Annotated in this window: 15 protein-coding genes; 10 read left to right on the plus strand and 5 right to left on the minus strand. The window is 41.2% G+C overall.

The features are described 5' to 3' along the window. Positions 1 to 6: 6 nt before the first annotated feature. Genes IDJ75_RS09440 through IDJ75_RS09450 form a run of 3 tightly spaced genes read right to left on the minus strand, consistent with a single transcriptional unit; the run spans position 7 to position 3,772 of the window. Positions 7 to 1,842 (minus strand): ABC transporter ATP-binding protein, encoded by a 1,836-nt coding sequence (locus IDJ75_RS09440; RefSeq protein WP_191175377.1) that lies wholly within the window; start codon positions 1,840 to 1,842, stop codon positions 7 to 9. Positions 1,843 to 1,879: 37 nt separating this feature from the next. Then, positions 1,880 to 3,028, minus strand: a complete 1,149-nt coding sequence (locus tag IDJ75_RS09445) for a glycosyltransferase family 9 protein (protein ID WP_191175378.1) — start codon at positions 3,026 to 3,028, stop codon at positions 1,880 to 1,882. Between the two features lie 15 nt (positions 3,029 to 3,043). Beyond that, positions 3,044 to 3,772 carry a glycosyltransferase family 2 protein gene (locus IDJ75_RS09450; protein ID WP_191175379.1) on the minus strand — a complete coding sequence of 243 codons (729 nt, stop codon included), beginning with the start codon at positions 3,770 to 3,772 and terminating at the stop codon, positions 3,044 to 3,046. Positions 3,773 to 3,876: 104 nt separating this feature from the next. Here IDJ75_RS09450 and IDJ75_RS09455 point away from each other — a divergent pair, with 104 nt between their 5' ends. Both IDJ75_RS09455 and IDJ75_RS09460 read left to right on the plus strand, forming a co-directional pair. Further along, a complete protein-coding gene (locus tag IDJ75_RS09455; protein WP_191175380.1) occupies positions 3,877 to 4,629 on the plus strand; it encodes a glycosyltransferase family 2 protein in 753 nt (250 codons plus the stop codon). A 308-nt stretch (positions 4,630 to 4,937) separates the two neighbouring features. After that, positions 4,938 to 5,831, plus strand: a complete 894-nt coding sequence (locus IDJ75_RS09460) for a glycosyltransferase family 4 protein (RefSeq protein ID WP_191175381.1) — start codon at positions 4,938 to 4,940, stop codon at positions 5,829 to 5,831. 28 nt (positions 5,832 to 5,859) lie between these two features. On the opposite strand, the gene IDJ75_RS09465 is transcribed toward IDJ75_RS09460, so the two are convergent. Then, the gene (locus IDJ75_RS09465; protein ID WP_191175382.1) at positions 5,860 to 6,747 is read right to left on the minus strand and encodes a glycosyltransferase family protein; all 888 of its coding nucleotides are present in this window, start codon (positions 6,745 to 6,747) and stop codon (positions 5,860 to 5,862) included. A gap of 112 nt (positions 6,748 to 6,859) precedes the next feature. On the opposite strand from IDJ75_RS09465, the gene meaB reads away from it, so the two are divergent. Next, positions 6,860 to 7,753 (plus strand): methylmalonyl Co-A mutase-associated GTPase MeaB, encoded by an 894-nt coding sequence (gene meaB, locus IDJ75_RS09470; RefSeq protein WP_191175383.1) that lies wholly within the window; start codon positions 6,860 to 6,862, stop codon positions 7,751 to 7,753. 56 nt (positions 7,754 to 7,809) lie between these two features. Here the strand turns inward: meaB and IDJ75_RS09475 are convergent, their stop codons facing one another. After that, on the minus strand, positions 7,810 to 9,102 hold the full coding sequence (locus tag IDJ75_RS09475) for an aminopeptidase P family protein (RefSeq protein WP_191175384.1): 1,293 nt from the start codon (positions 9,100 to 9,102) through the stop codon (positions 7,810 to 7,812). Positions 9,103 to 9,251: 149 nt separating this feature from the next. Here IDJ75_RS09475 and IDJ75_RS09480 point away from each other — a divergent pair, with 149 nt between their 5' ends. From IDJ75_RS09480 to IDJ75_RS09505, 7 genes are all read left to right on the plus strand, one after another. Beyond that, positions 9,252 to 10,616: an OmpA family protein gene (locus IDJ75_RS09480; RefSeq protein ID WP_191175385.1), complete on the plus strand. Its 1,365-nt coding sequence runs from the start codon at positions 9,252 to 9,254 to the stop codon at positions 10,614 to 10,616. Between the two features lie 75 nt (positions 10,617 to 10,691). After that, on the plus strand, positions 10,692 to 10,835 hold the full coding sequence (locus IDJ75_RS21380; protein ID WP_317173753.1) for a DUF6728 family protein: 144 nt from the start codon (positions 10,692 to 10,694) through the stop codon (positions 10,833 to 10,835). Positions 10,836 to 10,855: 20 nt separating this feature from the next. Beyond that, positions 10,856 to 11,236: a RidA family protein gene (locus IDJ75_RS09485; protein ID WP_067053474.1), complete on the plus strand. Its 381-nt coding sequence runs from the start codon at positions 10,856 to 10,858 to the stop codon at positions 11,234 to 11,236. A gap of 12 nt (positions 11,237 to 11,248) precedes the next feature. Continuing rightward, on the plus strand, positions 11,249 to 13,357 hold the full coding sequence (recG, locus tag IDJ75_RS09490; RefSeq protein WP_191175386.1) for an ATP-dependent DNA helicase RecG: 2,109 nt from the start codon (positions 11,249 to 11,251) through the stop codon (positions 13,355 to 13,357). A gap of 51 nt (positions 13,358 to 13,408) precedes the next feature. Next, positions 13,409 to 14,797: a M20/M25/M40 family metallo-hydrolase gene (locus IDJ75_RS09495; protein WP_191175387.1), complete on the plus strand. Its 1,389-nt coding sequence runs from the start codon at positions 13,409 to 13,411 to the stop codon at positions 14,795 to 14,797. 76 nt (positions 14,798 to 14,873) lie between these two features. After that, on the plus strand, positions 14,874 to 16,181 hold the full coding sequence (locus IDJ75_RS09500) for an MFS transporter (protein ID WP_191175388.1): 1,308 nt from the start codon (positions 14,874 to 14,876) through the stop codon (positions 16,179 to 16,181). 126 nt (positions 16,182 to 16,307) lie between these two features. Next, positions 16,308 to 18,095 carry a tetratricopeptide repeat protein gene (locus IDJ75_RS09505; RefSeq protein WP_191175389.1) on the plus strand — a complete coding sequence of 596 codons (1,788 nt, stop codon included), beginning with the start codon at positions 16,308 to 16,310 and terminating at the stop codon, positions 18,093 to 18,095. Positions 18,096 to 18,158: the final 63 nt, after the last annotated feature.

Here is an 18,158-nt window from a genome sequence, read left to right on the forward strand (position 1 = left end):
TTAATATTAACCTTCGCTAAAAGTTTGCATATCAATAAGTTTACGGTAAACACCGTTATGGTTTATCAGCTCCATATGCGTACCCTGTTCTATTAACTTGCCATTTTCTAACACCGCAATAATATCGGCATTTTGTATGGTGCTTAAACGGTGGGCTATTACTAATGAGGTACGGTTCTTCATCAGGTTGTTAAGGGCATCCTGCACCAGCTTTTCTGATTCGGTATCTAATGCAGACGTTGCTTCATCTAACAACATAATAGGTGGGTTATTTAAAACCGCGCGTGCAATACAGATGCGCTGCCTTTGCCCCCCGGATAATTTTGTACCCCGGTCGCCAACGTTGGTTTCGTATCCGTTCTCAGTTTCCAGGATGAAGTTGTGGGCGTTTGCAATGCGCGCAGCGGCTTCAACATCCTCGCGTTTGGCATCTGTTTTACCAAAGGCGATGTTGTTAAAAATGGTATCGTTAAACAAAACCGAATCCTGGTTAACAACTCCCATCAGGTTACGTAACGAATCGGCAGTAACATCTTTAATGTTTTTACCATCAACGGTTATACTACCCTGTTGCGGATCCATAAAGCGTGGTATCAGGTCCATCATGGTTGATTTACCACCACCCGACGGGCCAACCAGCGCTACAGTTTTGCCTTTAGGTACTACCAGGTTAATATGGTTTAAAACCGTTTTTTCCTGGTAGGCAAATGATACATCCTCAAACCGGATAGCATCATTAAACCCGGCAACAGTAACTGCGTTGGGCGAATCGGTTATTAAAGGTTTTTCATCTATCAGGCTCAGCACACGTTCGCCGGCGGCAATTCCCTGGTGGATGTTACTAAAAGAGTCTGATATGGCTTTGGCCGGGCGCATTACTTGCGAAAACAAGGCAATATAAGTAATAAAGTTTTCGGGCTTTAAAAAAGCGGTGTCTTTTGTGAAGATAAGGTGCCCGCCATAAAGTAAAATGCCGGCAACCATTGTAATACCAAAAAATTCAGATACTGGAGAAGCCAACTGCTGCCTTTTTGCCATGGCCCGGGTGATGGACGAGTAACGTGTGTTTTCTTTATCAAACTTATCCTTTATAAAACCGGTAGCATTAAACGCCTTAATGATTTTTATCCCCGACAGTGCCTCATCAAGATAGCTTATCATGTTTCCATATGTTTTCAGCGATGCTGCGGCCTGATGTTTTAAGCGCTTTACTATCCGCGATATTACAAACGCAGAAATCGGAATAATTAGCAGGGAAAAAAAAGTAAGCTTTACCGATATAAGGAATAATCCTATCATGTAAGCAATAAGCGTTAGGGGTTCTTTAAAAACGACCTGTAAAGTGCCGGTAACCGAATACTGCACAACCTGTACATCCGATGCTATTTTTGAAATAATATCCCCTTTACGCTCATTGCTGAAATACCCAAGGTGCAGGCTCATTACATTATTAAATACCGTCCGGCGCAAATTTAAGAGAGTATACACCCTTAAATTTTCCATAATCCGTTGTGACAGATATCTGAAAAAATTGCCTAATAAAGCCGATATTATTATGGTAGCGCAAACAAATTGCAATGCCCCCCATGCGCCGTAATTGTTTAGCATCCATTGCACATAGTAATTAAATGCATCAATAGTATGTAAAAAGATCGATGGCCTTTCTCCCAGTTTTACGATATGGGTGGCCTGCTTATCTATGAAAAGCGTTTTTAGTAACGGAGATGATAGCGCTAAAGTAAGCGTGCTGAATATTACTGTTAACAGGGTTGTTATTACATATGGTATCGCAAATTTTCCAATTGGCTTTGCAAAAGATAATAAACGGAAATAAGTTTTCATTTAAAAATATAATAGATGCAAAGTTAACGGTAATTAATCAATTACTATTATGCGGTAATAGTGGCAGTACCTTTGCCCAAACTTTTTCGAGGCTAATGCCAGATATGCACGGGAATGGATCTGTTGGTGCAGTATTAAAAATACAATCCCAGTTACAGTAGTAACAAGGTAGCTTTTCGTAAATGCAAACAGGGCCAAAGGCAACATCATTTGGGTATGGTGCAAAACGCTCAAAATGGCCGCCGCCCAGTATACAAACCGATGGTGTTTGTGTAGCAACAGCAATATGTATGGCACCTGTTTCATTTGCTATAAGTAGTGCCGAGCCGGCAATTTTTTCGATGAGCTGCGGCAGGGAGGTTTTATTGATAAAATTTTCAACGCTGCCATCGGCAAGGTTTTCCATTAAGTAATCGCCGGCGGCAACTTCTGCGGGACCGCCTATCAGGTATATAGGTTGTGTGGTGTGCTGTTTGATAAGCTTGATGAGTTGCAAAAATTTCTCCCGTTCCCACCCCCGCTTAAAGGCACCCGCACCGGGTAATATAGCTATACCCTTTTTTGAGTTGATACCTGTTGTTATTGATGGTACATTTATAGCAATGCGTTCATTTAAAACGCTTTCAAAAAAAAATCTGTTTCGATGAAATTCAAAATAAACCTCTGCAGGCAAAAGCAGCATTTGTGTGTAAAATGCATCCGTTTTACTTTTATGCCGCGGTTCTATCCCTTCATGATCGCTCTGGTAACCAATAATATGTTTAGCGGCTGTTAATGCGGCAAGCCCGTCTGTTGCAAAAATACGCGTGTAGGCGGGTTGCAGTACAACTTCGTAATTGTTTAAAAACAGGCGCAGGGCTAATTTAAATGCTGTGAGCGGCGCTTCATAAAGGCCCCGTGGATTGGTAAAATAAGCGGCGTTTAAAAATTCCTTGTCGTAGCTTGAAACAACATCGCGCCAAATGGGGTGCCCTAAAATATCAATGCGATAGTCTTTGTATTTTTCCGACCGTTTTGTTATTTCAATAAAGTTCCTGAAAAGGATATAATCGCCAATGGCATCAGTTTTTATAAACAACAGGTGTTTACGAGTGGGCCTGAAGCGGGAAAGAAACCTGAAGAACTTTGGCAGTTTTAAAAGTATAAACCGGGATATCCTGAACAGGTTGCGATTTTTTATATCCATTATCTCATCATCAGTTTAGTTGTAAGATTCGGGTATAACTTTTTTACGGTTGCGATATTGCCGTATTACAAACCTCAACCAGGGTATAAAGCCATGGTTCTCGCGAATCAGCCCCGCTTGGTCTGCTATAAAAACTTTGTCGGGTTTAGAGGATGCGCCGGTGTGGTTAAAATTAGCGATAATAAGATCCACATATTTAAAATGTATGCTTTTATCTTTCCAGCACTGCATGTTTAATACATGATCTGCCGAAAGGCGATATTTTGTGTTAAACCTGTATTTATCAAAAACATGCTTCGGATAAATCATGGCCTGATGGCATATAGTACCTTTTGCGTGCTGGTAAGAGGTTACTTTACCCCTATACTTTTTATCCCTTAATAATACATTGGCATAATATATAGTATTGGCATCCGACAGTTGGTACGCCAGTTTAGAATAATCCGCAAACAACACATCATCGGCGCCTAAAAAATACACCCATTCGCCGGTGGTGTAGTCAAGCGCTTTGTTCATGGCGTCGTAAATACCGCCATCCTTCTCACTGCGCCATAAGGTAATTTTATCATCATTGGCTTTTAAAATATCAACTGTACCGTCGGTACTAACTGCATCCATCACCACAATCTCGATATTTGGATAAAGCTGCGCATAAATACTATCCAGGCAGGCCTGCAGGGTATCGGCAACATTAAGCGTTACAATTATTACAGAAATTTTTGGAAGCGCTTTATTATCGGTCATGTATGGTTATGTATTTAAATGCTTTTACAAAGCGGCTATTAGGATAAAAAATAATTATTTTGCGCAACCGCCCGTAGCGGGCAAATATAAGTAATCATTATAGAATGCTGACAGGCCAAAAAAGTTTAAACGTTGATAGTACTGCCGATAAGGTATCGGTAATAATAGTTACCTACAACGCAGCGGCAACTTTACAGGCTTGCCTGGATAGCATTTACAAACAAACCTACCCAAACATAGAGATTGTTGTTATTGACGGCAAAAGCACAGATGATACCGTAGCTATCCTGGAGGCAAACAGCAGCCGGATAGGCTATTGGAAAAGCGAACCGGATAGCGGCATTTACGACGCCATGAACAAGGCTACCAAAAAAGCTACCGGTAAATGGGTGTATTTTTTAGGCGCCGATGATGCCCTTTTACCGGGGTTTTCTGACCTGGCCTATGACCTTAAAGATAACAGCGCCATATATTACAGTAACGTTTGGGCTGAGGGGGCAAAGAGATCGGGTGAGTTATCAACATACCAATTTGCCAAGGTTGGTATCTATCATCAGGCTATGATATACCCTGCAAGTATTTTTGCCGGGCACAATTTCGATACTAAATACCGTATCTCTGCCGATTTTGCATTCAACCTGAACCTATATAGCGATAAGGCCTATCATTTTTTATATAAAGATCACCTGATAGCAAATTTTAACCATACAGGCATATCGGGCACACAGATAGATGTACCTTTTGCGAAAGATAAATCGGGATTGATACTGAAAAACTTTGGCTTTAAGATCTGGTCGAGATATATCTTCAGGATGATTAAGTCAAAGATAAAAGGCGATAAAAACCCAAGGATATAAAAATACCCCAAGCTAACTATTCACAATTAAATCATAGCAAATTGGCTCCATTGCTGGCTATTGTGCTTCTCAATTCTGTCTTTTATATGATATAAGTATTCTTATTTTTATCGGATTAATTAATAACAAAATCTTATATAATGTATACTCCGTCTGTGCTGGTAACTTTTGACTCGATGAAGGATGATAATTGCGGATACTTTTATTTTGGCAAAGGCTTAGGAAATGCGCTTATTATAAATAACAGGAATAGGTTTAATTTAAGTTTCTATCTGCATAAGCGTACCAGCTACCGGTTTGACAATAAAGTGAAAATATACATTTTATCTAAACTTGATAAATTATTCTTTCGCCACAGAAATAAATTTGACATTGTTCATCTTTCAGATCAAAATTGTCGCTTGAGACCACATAAGGTTAACGCAGTTAAAATTATGACGGTTCATGATATGAACAAAGTTCATTTAAAATTCAGCAAACCGCACAGGATTAAGGTGTACCTTGATAAATTGAGACAATTCATTTCAGATGTTGATAAAGTAGTTGCGATATCAGAGTTTGTAGCTGACGATCTGAGACATTACTTCCCGGAAGCAAAAAACAAAATAAGTGTTATTTATAATGGCGCCGACAAACTATCCGTACCCGATGATTATAGCCCTGTAAATATACCTCCAAGGCCATTTTTGTTTACAATAGGGTTGCTATCGGTTCAAAAGGGCTTTCACTTATTGCCTGCATTGCTTAAGGGAAACTCTTATGAGTTAGTGATAGCCGGCATAGAAACACCTCACAAACAAACCATCATAGAAGAAGCTATAAAATACAATTGCCTGGATAGGCTACATATTGTTGGGCCGGTAAGTGATTTAGATAAAAGCTGGTATTTTAAGAATTGCACCGCATTTGTTTTTCCATCAAAAGCGGAAGGCTTTGGTTTACCGGTAATTGAGGCCATGCATTTTGGAAAGCCGGTTTTTCTTGCAAAAAAAACATCCCTCCCCGAAGTTGGTGGAGATGTAGCTTATTACTTCGAGAATTTTGAACCCGAACATATGCAAGATGTTTTTACATCAGGTATGAAAGATTATGAATTAAGATTGCCTGTTCAGGACATAATTAAACAAGCAGAAAAATTCTCATGGGATAATGCAGCTTCACAATACCTGCAACTATATGAGGAGTGCTTAAAATGGAAATAACAGAAATAGGTGTTTCTGCGCAATTCTTTTACTTAATCATCCTATAATTCCTGTATTCGCTAACCCGCCAGCCGGTAAGGTCTTCTATTTTTTGTAGCAGCTTGCGCCTGAAACTCATTTTCTTATCCAGCTCCTTTAAGTCGATATCCAAACTCCAGTTGGTGGCTGCCAGTCGCTTTTGCATTACTGCAGGATGGGTGCCGGTAAAATGCACCAGTCTGTCGGGGTTCTTATGGCTGTAATCAAACGTAAAAGTTTCAGGCAGGTTTTGTGACATCCACTCATCATCATGATAAAAGCGGTTAAAATTGCGCAACTTATTTGCCAGGCCAGCCGGTGGTTTAACCCACCCGTAATGATAAATATAGGCGTCGATCAGTTTTACCTGTATCTTACGGTTGTTGGCCCATCTAAATCCTTGCGCATCGCGGTAGGAGTGTATGTTTTTATTATTACGCACAATCCTTATCTCGCGCCTGTACCACCTGCGCGAATGCCCGTAATAATCATACGACCCGTAGAAATGCAGATATTTAAATAACAATCCTTTAACTTTGGTGTCAGTAAGGTTATCCCGCATCTCCTGCTTTATTACAGGCAGGTATTTTTCATGCACCACCTCATCTCCCTGGATATAAAATGCCCAATCACTATCTGGCGATATCGCATTAAATGCCTTATCGGTCTCGTCGGCAAAAACTTTGCCCCCATCGCGTATACTTGTGTCCCATACGGTGTGTATGATCTTTATTTTGGGTGAGTTTATATCGGTTATCAGTTTTTCAGTATCGTCATCGCTATCGCCAAGGGCCACTACAAACTCATCACATATGGATAGTATAGATGTGATCGCTTCAACAACAGGATAGTCGTTTTTTACAGCATTACGTATAAATGTGAACCCCGAAACCTTCATTATAATAATAGGTATATATTGCCTGCAAATATAATTATCTATGCCCGCTCATTTTATATTATTATGCGTCGATTAATTAACGTGTATTTTTGTTTCTTTACAACAACATACAATGGCCGGCGCTACACAACATATTATACCTACCTGTACCAACTTCCGCTCGGTAGCCCGCGCTTTAACTATTGTTGAGAATAACCTTGCCGGCGCTGCTGACCTGTTAAAAAGCCTTACCTTTAATATACAAATACCTGTAACGGGTATAACAGGCCCACCGGGTGCAGGTAAAAGCACACTGGTTAACGCTATTATAAATAACCTGGTGCAACAAGGTAAAAAGGTTGCCGTGTTGGCTATAGATCCAACCTCGCCCTTTAACTTTGGTTCGCTGCTGGGAGACAGGATCCGCATGGCTTCGCATTTTAACCACCCTGATGTTTTTATCCGTTCGCTGGCAACAAGGGGGTCGCTGGGTGGGCTGTCAGCCAAAACCATCGAGATGACGGATGTACTCAAAGCATCGGGTTTTGATCATGTTATAGTAGAAACGGTTGGCGTAGGCCAATCGGAAGTAGAAATTGCCGGCCTTGCCGATATTACCTTCGTAATGCTTGTGCCCGAGGCCGGGGATGAGATCCAGAACATCAAATCGGGATTGATGGAAATTGCTGACGCCTTTATCATTAACAAGGCAGATAGAGAAGGCGCCGATCTGTTTATTAACAACCTTAAAAAAATACTGCAGCAGAGCAAGGAAAATAAGGTGCCGATATTTAAAACAGTTGCTTCAAAAAATGAGGGGATTGATGCCATTACAGATTTCATATTAGCTAACCCTAAAATAACAAACAGCCGCCGCGAACTGCTGCTTACCCAAAAGGTTTACAATATTATCCAGCAAAATAAAATGGCGGGTATAGATAAGAAAAAGCTTCAGCAGGATATTGCTAAAGCTTTACAAAAACCTGATTTTAATATTTACAGGTTTGCATCCAACTACATTGAGTGAGTAGTTAAATAGGTTGATTAAGTGAATGGTTAACTGCTCACTTAATCAACCACTCACTATTTCGAGTTCATCAACTCTTCAATCTCTTCTGCTTCGATAGGTATGTTAGCCATTAAATCGCGGTTGCCATCTTTGGTTATTAGTATATCGTTCTCCAAACGGATGCCTAAGCCTTCTTCAGGGATATAGATGCCCGGTTCACAGGTAAGGATATTACCCACTTCAAACGGTTTGTAACGGCTGGCGTAATCGTGCACATCCAAACCTAAATGATGCGATGTGCCGTGCATAAAATACTTTTTATACAATGGCATTTTAGGGTCTTGTTTTTCCACCTCATGCTTTTTCAGCAGGCCAAGATCAATTAGTTCGCCGGTCATTATTTTGCCTACCTCATCGTGGTAATCGTTCCATACGGTGCCGGCAACAAGCATTTTTGTAGCGGCGCGCATTACACGCAATACAGCGTCATATACATCGCGCTGGCGTTTGGTAAAGCGGCCGTTAACAGGTATAGAGCGGCTCATATCGGCATTATAGTTTGCATACTCGGCAGCCCAGTCAAATAATATTACATCGCCGTCTTTACACACCTGGTTATTATCTATATAATGTAAAACGATAGCATTTTTGCCCGATGCAATAATAGGGTTGTAAGCATGGCCGGTTGCGCGCTGCCTTAAAAACTCGTGTGTTATTTCGGCTTCTATCTCATATTCGGTAACGCCGGGCTGTACAAATTTTAGTACGCGTTTAAAAGCATCGTTTGTTATATCACACGCTTTTTGGGTAAGCTCAATCTCAATATCCGACTTTATAACACGCAGGTCGCGCAGTATAGGGGCCGAACGCTCATAATGATGAAGCGGGTATTTTTGGCGTAAAGTTTCAAGGAATCGTAGGTCGCGGTATGGCACCGTATGCGCATAACGGTCATTCTCATTGGTATTTATGTATATATTATCGGCATAATTAATAATAGTATGTAAAATAGTATCATATTCATGCAGCCAATAAATATGCTCAATGCCCGATGCCTTGCGTGCTTCTTCTTTAGTATATTTATGCCCCTCCCAAACTGCAATATGTTCGTTGGTTTGTCTTAAAAAAAGTACTTCTCTGTATTGGTGATTAGGACAATCGGGGTACAGTATCAATATACTTTGCTCCTGATCTATGCCCGTGAGGTAATAAAAATCCGGATTTTGCTTAAATATGAAACTTTGGTCACCACTCCTCGGATATTCGTCATTGGAGTGAAATATCGCTATAGAGTTTGATTTTATTCGTGAAACGAAATTTTTTCTATTAATTGTAAATAACCGTTCATTAACAGGCAGGTATTTCATAGAATGTAAAATATTAATTTTTATAAAAACAAATTATTTCTACCGATTGTAGTAGATATTATGAATTTTGGAACAAGATTTGGTATTTGTTTCAAACATAATTACTAATTTTGAAAAAAATCACAATTAAATCGTTTAATCTTAAAACTATGAATTATTCTACATTAAAGAAATCAGCAGCATTATCATTTGCTTCTTTGCTGGTTGCTGGAATGGTTAGTGCACAAACAGACTCCACTAAAACCACCACCACAACCACCACTGACACAACAATGTCATCTGCAACAACCACTGCTAAAGTATTTGGCGGTAGAGGTCAGTACAAAACCTGGAGTATCGGTGTTAACGTTGGTGCAACTTCACCTACAATGGCTACAGGCGGAAGTCTGAACGATTACGCAAAAAACAAAGTTGAACTAGGTTACGGTATCTCTGTACGTGATCAATTAGGTCATAACTTCGGTCTGCAATTAGACGTACGTGGTGGCAAAGTTGCTGGCGACAATGGTTCAATTAACCCTGGTTCTTATTCAACTAAATTCTACCAGGCTACTTTAAGCGGTGTTGTTAACGTTGCAACTATCGACTTTATCCGTCGTAAAAACTCTGTTAACTTTTTCATTAACGCAGGTGCCGGTTTGGCTATGTATAACCCAACTGGTGTAACAGCTGCTGGTGTACCATTTAACTTTAAAGATGGTGCTGCCGGTAACGTTGCTACTAACAAATGGGTTAAAGAATATGTTATCCCAGTTGGTGCTGGTGTTAAATTCCGTTTGAGCGATGCGGTTGCTCTTAACTTTGGTTACACTGAAAACTTTATTGACGGTGGTAACTTTGACGGTTTAACAAAAGGTAACAACAAAAAAGATCATTACTCTTACGGTTACGGAGGTTTAGAATTCACTTTGGGTTCAAGCTCAAAACCGAGCTTAGAGTGGGTTAACCCAGTTGCTATGATGTATGACGAATTATACGATGCAGCTCTACGTCAGGAAGTTGAAGCTCTTAAAGGCCGTGTAACTAACGTTGAAAACGCAGTTACTGATCTTAAGAAAGATTCTGATGGTGACGGTGTATCTGATCAATTCGACAAATGCCCTAACACTCCTGCTGGTAGCGTTGTTGACGGTTCAGGTTGCCCTATCGTATTCCCTAAAGCTGATACAGTTGCTGCAAGTGCTGCTGCTGCTTACTCAAACATCCAGTTTGAATTTGATAGCTCAGTACTAAGGACTTCATCTTACCCTGTATTAGATGCTACTTCAGCTGACTTACGTTCATCTGGTAAAACTGTTGAGATTGATGGTTACGCTTCATCTGAAGGTACTGCTGCTCACAACTTATCATTATCACGTGACCGTGCTAACTCTGTAAAAACTTACTTAGTTAACTCTGGTGTTGCTGCATCAAAATTAAAAGTTAAAGGTTATGGTGAAACTAACCCGATAGCTGATAACTCAACTGAAGAAGGACGTGTTGCAAACCGTCGTGTTTCTTTCAAACAAAGATAATATCTAAATAAAATATTATTTGAGAAGCCCCCCGAATAACTCGGGGGGCTTTCTTTTTTTTATTAAATTTGTGTTATGTACTTTTTCAGAAAAAAAGATCCAAACAGGCCAAGTAGCTTTAACCTTAAGGTAATGCATATTATAAATGCCATTGCCATAAGTATGTTTCTGCTTGGTATTATCTGGAAACTGATTCAGTGGTTTATCCTCAAAAAGTAAAACATCTAACATTTATTTTAATGAAAACTATCATCAATACCAATAATGCGCCCGCGCCTATAGGCCCTTACAGCCAGGCTGTAGCCGCTAACGGTTTACTATTCGTATCAGGCCAGATTCCGTCAAACCCTAAAACAGGCGAAATAATTACCACCGGCATAACAGACGAGGCTACTATGGTAATGGAAAACCTTAAAGCCATATTAACCGAAGCCGGTATTGGTTTTGACAGCATTATTAAAACCACCATTTTTTTAACCGATATGCAAACCTTTGCGCAGGTTAATGAAGTATACGGCTCTTACTTTACTGCCGATTTTCCTGCCCGTGAAACCGTACAGGTATCGGCCCTCCCAAAAGGTGTTAATGTAGAAATCTCTGTAATTGCGTTAAAGCCCTGATCATATAAAAAATTGAACAATCAGCAGTTTCAAACACCCATTGAATATTTAAAAGGGGTAGGCCTTGCGCGCGCGGAAGTACTAAAAAAGGAATTGCAGATATACAATTTTGAAGACCTGCTAAGGCACTTTCCGTATAAATATATTGATCGTACCCGGTTCTATAAAATTAAGGATATACAGCCCGATATGCCCTACGTGCAGGTATTAGCACGCGTAACCCATAAAGAACTTCTGGGCGAAAAACACACCAAACGTTTAATAGTACAAGCTAAAGATGATACAGGCTTTATTGAATTGGCGTGGTTCCAGGGAATAAAATGGGTAGAAAAAATGCTTGTGCCCGGCAAGGTGTATGTAATATTTGGCAAGCCAGGTTTTTTCAATGGCAAAACGCAAATGTCGCACCCCGAGATGGAATTGTATAATCCCGGGGCGCAACAACAAAAGGGTAACCTTACACTGCAACCTGCTTATAATTCTACCGAAAAGCTAAAACAGTTTACCTTGGATAGCAAAGGCCTGCAAAAACTGATAGCCGGGTTATTAGAGCAAACTGCAAGGGATATCCATGAAAATTTACCAACCTACATCCTTAACCGCTTTAAACTGGCCGGCCGGCAGGAGAGCTATCGAAACATTCATTTCCCTAATGATGCCAACCAGTTAAAGGAGGCCCGGTACCGTTTAAAATTTGAGGAACTGTTTTTTCTGCAACTTAAACTTCTGAAAAATAAACTTTCGCGCACGCAAAAATTCAAAGGCAATGTTTTCGACAAAGTAGGCCACTACTTTAATGAGTTTTACCATGATAAGTTACCCTTCCCTTTAACAAACGCTCAAAAGAGGGTACTTAAAGAGATAAGGACAGATACCCAGCGCGGTGTACAGATGAACCGCCTGTTGCAGGGCGATGTAGGCAGCGGCAAAACCGTGGTGGCTTTAATGAGTATGTTAATAGCCATTGATAATGGTTTCCAGGCATGTATTATGGCCCCTACGGAAATACTGGCCAACCAGCATTACCAAACCATAAAAGATTTGGTTGGTGATGGTTTTATTGAAGTAGCGTTACTAACAGGCTCGGTACCGGCGAAAGCCCGCAGGGCTATTCATGAAAAACTGGAGAACGGTACCCTCAATATATTAATAGGTACCCACGCGCTTATAGAAGATAAAGTACAATACAAAAACCTTGGCATGGTGGTGATCGATGAGCAACACCGGTTTGGGGTGGAACAGCGCGCCAAGCTTTGGCGGAAAAATATAGTACCGCCACATGTGCTGGTAATGACGGCCACTCCCATACCCCGTACCCTGGCCATGACCATGTACGGCGATCTGGATATTTCCATTATTGATGAACTGCCAGCGGGCCGTAAACCTATCCAAACTGTGCATTTTTTTGAAGCACAGCGCCTGCGCATGTTTGGCTTTATGAAACAGGAGATAGCCAAAGGCAGGCAGATTTACGTGGTGTACCCGTTGATACAGGAAAGTGAAAAACTCGACCTGAAAAATCTACAGGATGGTACGGAGGTCATGGCGCGCGAGTTTCCGCTACCACAGTATCGTATTAGCATAGTACACGGTAAATTAAAGGCTGCCGAAAAAGAATTTGAGATGCAGCGCTTTATTAAAGGCGAAACGCAGATAATGGTGGCCACCACCGTTATTGAGGTTGGGGTTAATGTGCCCAACGCATCGGTGATGATCATAGAAAATGCCGAACGTTTCGGCCTGTCGCAATTACACCAGTTACGTGGCCGTGTAGGCCGTGGTGCCGACCAATCCTTCTGTATTTTAATGAGTAAGGAAAAACTAAGCAACGATGGCCGCATCCGGTTAAATACCATGGTGAAAACTAATAATGGTTTTGAGATAGCCGAAATTGATATGCAGCTGCGCGGCCCGGGCAATATTGAAGGCACCCAGCAAAGCGGCGTGCTCGACCTGAAGGTTGCCGACCTAACCACCGATCAGGACATATTACAACAGGCCCGTAATTGCGTTATTGAGATCTTTGAAAAAGACCCGCAACTGGCCGCGCCCGAAAACCAGATCCTAAACCTGGCGTTCCAGGCAAAAAATGCCGGCCTAAGCTGGGATAAAATATCCTGACAGATTGATAAATGCCGGGCAAATATTACATTTGCTTAAACGCTACTTATCATGAAAAAATCCTTACTGCTTTCTATCGTTTTATTAGTTACAACCATCTGCTCGCAAGCGCAGGATTCTGTACAGATCCGTAAGTTTTATGACGAGGCTTTGGTTAATGGCCAATGCTATGAAAACCTGCGCTACCTGTGCAAAAAAATAGGGCAACGCTTAAGCGGTTCTGCAGGCGCTGCAAAATCTGTTGAGTGGAGTAAAAAACTGATGGAAGGCTACGGGTTTGATAAGGTTTACCTGCAGGAAGTAATGGTGCCGCACTGGGTGCGTGGTGCAAAAGAGCAGGCGTATATTATTGATGGCAATAAAAAGATTACCGTGCCTATTGCTGCTTTAGGCATGTCGATAGCTACACCGGCAGCGGGCATTACGGCCAATATAGTTGAAGTAAGAAGTATTAAAGAGCTGGATGCGCTGGGTGAAAGTGTGATAAAAGGGAAAATAGTTTTCTTTAACGGTCCGTTCGACCAACGATTTATTGAAACCGGCGCAGGTTATGGTGCTGCAGGTGTGCAACGTTTTGCAGGCCCGTCCGCAGCAGCAAAATATGGCGCAGTTGGTGCAATAGTACGTTCTATATCATCATCGGTTGATGATTACCCGCACACCGGTGGTACTGTTTATGTTGATGGCGTTAAGAAGATACCTGCCGCAGCCATATCAACTTTAGCAGCCAATAAACTAAGTAACATGCTTAGGCTGCGCAAACTGCCGCTTATTAAATTTTACTTTAAACAAAGCTGCCAAACCCTGCCCGATGCAAAATCATACAACGTTATAGGCGAAATTACCGGAAGCGAAAACCCTAATAAATTTATCACCGTTGGCGGCCACCTCGATTCATGGGACCTTGCCGAAGGCGCGCATGATGATGGTACAGGTGTTATGCAATCGGCCGAAGTATTGAGGATACTTAAAGCAACAGGTTACCGGCCAAAAAATTCTATCCGCGCGGTGTTTTTTATGAACGAAGAGAATGGCCATAAAGGCGGCATTAAATATGCCGAGCTTGCCGCTGCCAATAAAGAAGAACATATTGCCGCTATTGAAACAGATGAAGGTGGGTTCACTCCGCGCGGCTTTAGCTTTGAAGGCGCATCACCATCATTTTTAAAAGGAATTAATAAAAACTGGAAAGGCTTATTTGAGCCCTATGAAGCCGACAGGCTGGTTGCGGGCGGCAGTGGTACCGATATTGGCCCCCTGAGGGAAACCGTGCCATCTATAAAACTAATAGGCTTCCGCCCCGATTCACAGCGATATTTTGATATCCATCACTCATCTAACGATGTTTTTGAGAACGTAAACAAACGCGAGCTTGAATTGGGCGCAGCAGCAATTACAGCACTTGTTTACCTGATAGACCAACATGGTTTAAATTTTTAACCATTTAATACCGAATACATTTTGAGGCCGCCCGTTACAGTAGTAAATTGCGGACTCAAATTAATACACTACCACATTGCCAGACGAAGAGAACCCAGCGCCCCGGATAGATTCATTTGCAGCCCTCAGATATAAGGACTTTCGCTCATACATTGGGATGCGCTTTTTCTTCACGTTTGCCTATCAAATGCAAACTGTTGTACTGGGCTTTTATATTTACCAGTTAACACATAGCAAGGTAGCTATTGCCTTTATTGGTTTAAGCGAAGCCATCCCGGCCGTAGGTATAGCGCTCTACGGTGGTTATATTGCCGATAAGTACGAAAAGCGTAAAATGCTCCTCATCATATTTGCCGGGGTGCTTTTATCATCGCTGGTAATGTTTGTAACAACCTTAACCAATATAGCCGCGCAGCTTCACACCAATGGGATACTTGCCATACTTTATGCCATGATAGCTTGCAACGGCCTTGCCCGTGCTTTTTACGGCCCGGCAACCTTTACCATTTATGCGCAAAGCATCCCAAAAGAACTTTACCCTAACGGCAGCACCTGGAGTAGTTCCAGCTGGCAGGTGGCATCCATACTTGGGCCGCTCACAGGCGGGGCTATATATGCGTTTGCAGGCCATATTATACCGGGATTAACCGGTATAACAGCAACATTTGGCTTAACCCTATTATTTATGCTGGTATCATTGGTGCTGGTTTATATGCTGCGTGAATACCCCCCTGTTTTTATCCCGAAGGAGAATATCTGGATCAGCTTAAAAGAAGGGCTCAACTTTGTTTTTACCAACAAAATAATGTTCTATGCCATGAGCCTGGATCTATTTTCGGTGTTTTTTGGAGGGGTGGTGGCACTCCTGCCGGTATTTGCACTCGATATTTTAAAAGTAGGGGCCGAAGGGTTGGGCATTATGCGTATGGCATCATCATTAGGAGCTGCGTTAACCATGCTGGTTATGATCCGCTTTTCGCCCATGAACAAGCCATGGCGTAATTTGCTTATTGCTGTTGCGGGCTTTGGTATATCTATTATAGGGTTTGGGTTATCTAATATATTCTACGTTTCATTACTATTCTTGTTTTTACAGGGCGCTTTTGATAGTGTAAGTGTTATTATACGTGGTACCATTATGCAGCTTTTAACCCCCGACCATATGCGCGGGCGGGTATCGGCAGTAAACTCTATGTTTATTGGTTCATCTAACGAGATTGGCGACTTTGAATCGGGTATAGCAGCCAAATTTTTGGGCACAATACCTGCTGTTATATTTGGCGGCACCATGACGTTGATGATAGTGAGCATTACCTGGCTAAAAACAAAAAAGCTAACTCCGCTTTCCTTAAACCAGATTCAGCAGCCCGGGGTAAGCAAATAAGGAATATTAAAGGTGTAAACACACCTTTATTTTAGGTTAAAAATGGGTAATTATATTTGTAATATAATATTGACCTTTAGTAAATTTAACACGTGATATTTCCCCCTACTTAATAACTATTTTGCTTTGACCCCAAAGTACTTAAACCAGCTACAGCTTAAGCTGTTATATATTATTGCCATATGGTTAATATTGCTTATTCCACTGTTTACCTATGGGTTAAACGGTGATGGCAGACATGTATACCGACCCGGCCTTTTTGCAAATTTAAAAGATACAGTTGCGGCCAATCGGGTTGAAGCCGCAAGGGCCATTTACCGTGTTAATTGCCGTAAAATGAATGAAGCTGATGCCATGAAAAGCCTCGACGACATGAAACAGGTGGCCCGGCACCTAAGTGATATAAAACTGGAATGCGCCATTTATGATATGCGCGCCGATTATTACTCGGTAAACAAAGGCTATAACCCCAAAAGTACCGCGTATTTTAATGCAGCAATTGCATTTGCCCAGGCAGAGCAGTTACAGCTAGAAACAGGCATCTACCAGCATCGCAAAGCCAATTATTATTTTCTGTACAAACAAAACTCGGCCGCGTGCCGGTATTATCTTTTATCTGAAGAGAACCTGCGCGAAGTGGGGTTTGATAATGTACCTGGCATTGCCAATATTTTTTCAGAAACGGCAAATTTTTATTACACGCTGGGCGACTTTGATAACGCCCGTGGGAATCTTCGCCTTGCTTTAAAGTATCAGCCTAATGCAACACGTACGCGTGTAAATATTATGAATACCATTGGCCTTACATATCGTAACAATGGGCAATACAGTACCGCAATGGGCTATTTTAATAATGCATTAAAAATGGCTGCAGCTATAAAAGATACCGCATGGATTGCTATTGCCAGGGGTAATATTGGTTCGGTATATTTTTTACAGCATCAATACAAAAAAGCCCGCCCTCTGGTAGAGGAGGATTACAGGCAATCGCTAAAGTTCGATCAAAAATTAAACGCTGCTATTGCCCTGTTACGCCTGGTAAGAATAAACATTGATTATGGAGAAATAAAACTGGCCGCACTGCGGTTGGATACGGTTGATAAAATACTGTTAACTTATCGTGAGAATGTACTTACACAACGCGTACAATATTATGAGCTTAAGGCAGAGGTTAATGAACGGCTTGGTAGTTTAACAGAAGCGATGCAATACCGAACCATATCAGAAAAACTAAGAGATAGCGTTGCCAGGCGAGATAATATTACAGCCATTGAAAGGGTAAGGCTGCAATGGGTAATTGAAAAAAGCCGTGAAGAATTTGATGCCCTGAAGAGGAGCGCCAAGGTTGACTCGTTTAAGCAGAATACCATAATTGTAGTATTAATATTGCTAATAATAATTACCGTTTTAATATATAACAGGCAAAGATTAAAAGCCAAGAAAGATAAAGAATTACTCGCATCAGAGAAATTAAGGGTAGATGAGGAATTAAAGAACGCAATACTTGTATTACGTGGCTATACTGAAAACCTGATGCAAAAAAACACACTGATAGACGAGATCAAAACCGAGCTTGAGAATATTCAGCTAAAATATAATGATACTGGCGTTGCGGGGAATCTTGATAAAATGATGCAGGCCCATATCATGACCGACGATAACTGGGGCGAATTTAAAAAGCTTTTTTCGAGGGTACACACTACCTTCTTTTATAATCTCCGCCATTCGTATACTAATTTATCGGATACTGATATCAGACTGCTTGCATTAATTAAATTAAAACTTAATAATCGCGAAATATCGGGTATGCTTGGCATCACTGTCGACGGCGTTAAAAAAGCTAAACAACGCTTGCGCAAAAAGATGAATCTTTTTGAGGATGATGACATCGAAGATATAGTAAATAGCCTCTAATTGTCTCTGGGCACACTTTTTATATAATTTGTCTTGATTTTGTCCACCCTTAAAATTATTAAA

The organism is Mucilaginibacter rigui (genome assembly GCF_014773275.1).
Lineage (GTDB): Bacteria > Bacteroidota > Bacteroidia > Sphingobacteriales > Sphingobacteriaceae > Mucilaginibacter > Mucilaginibacter rigui_A.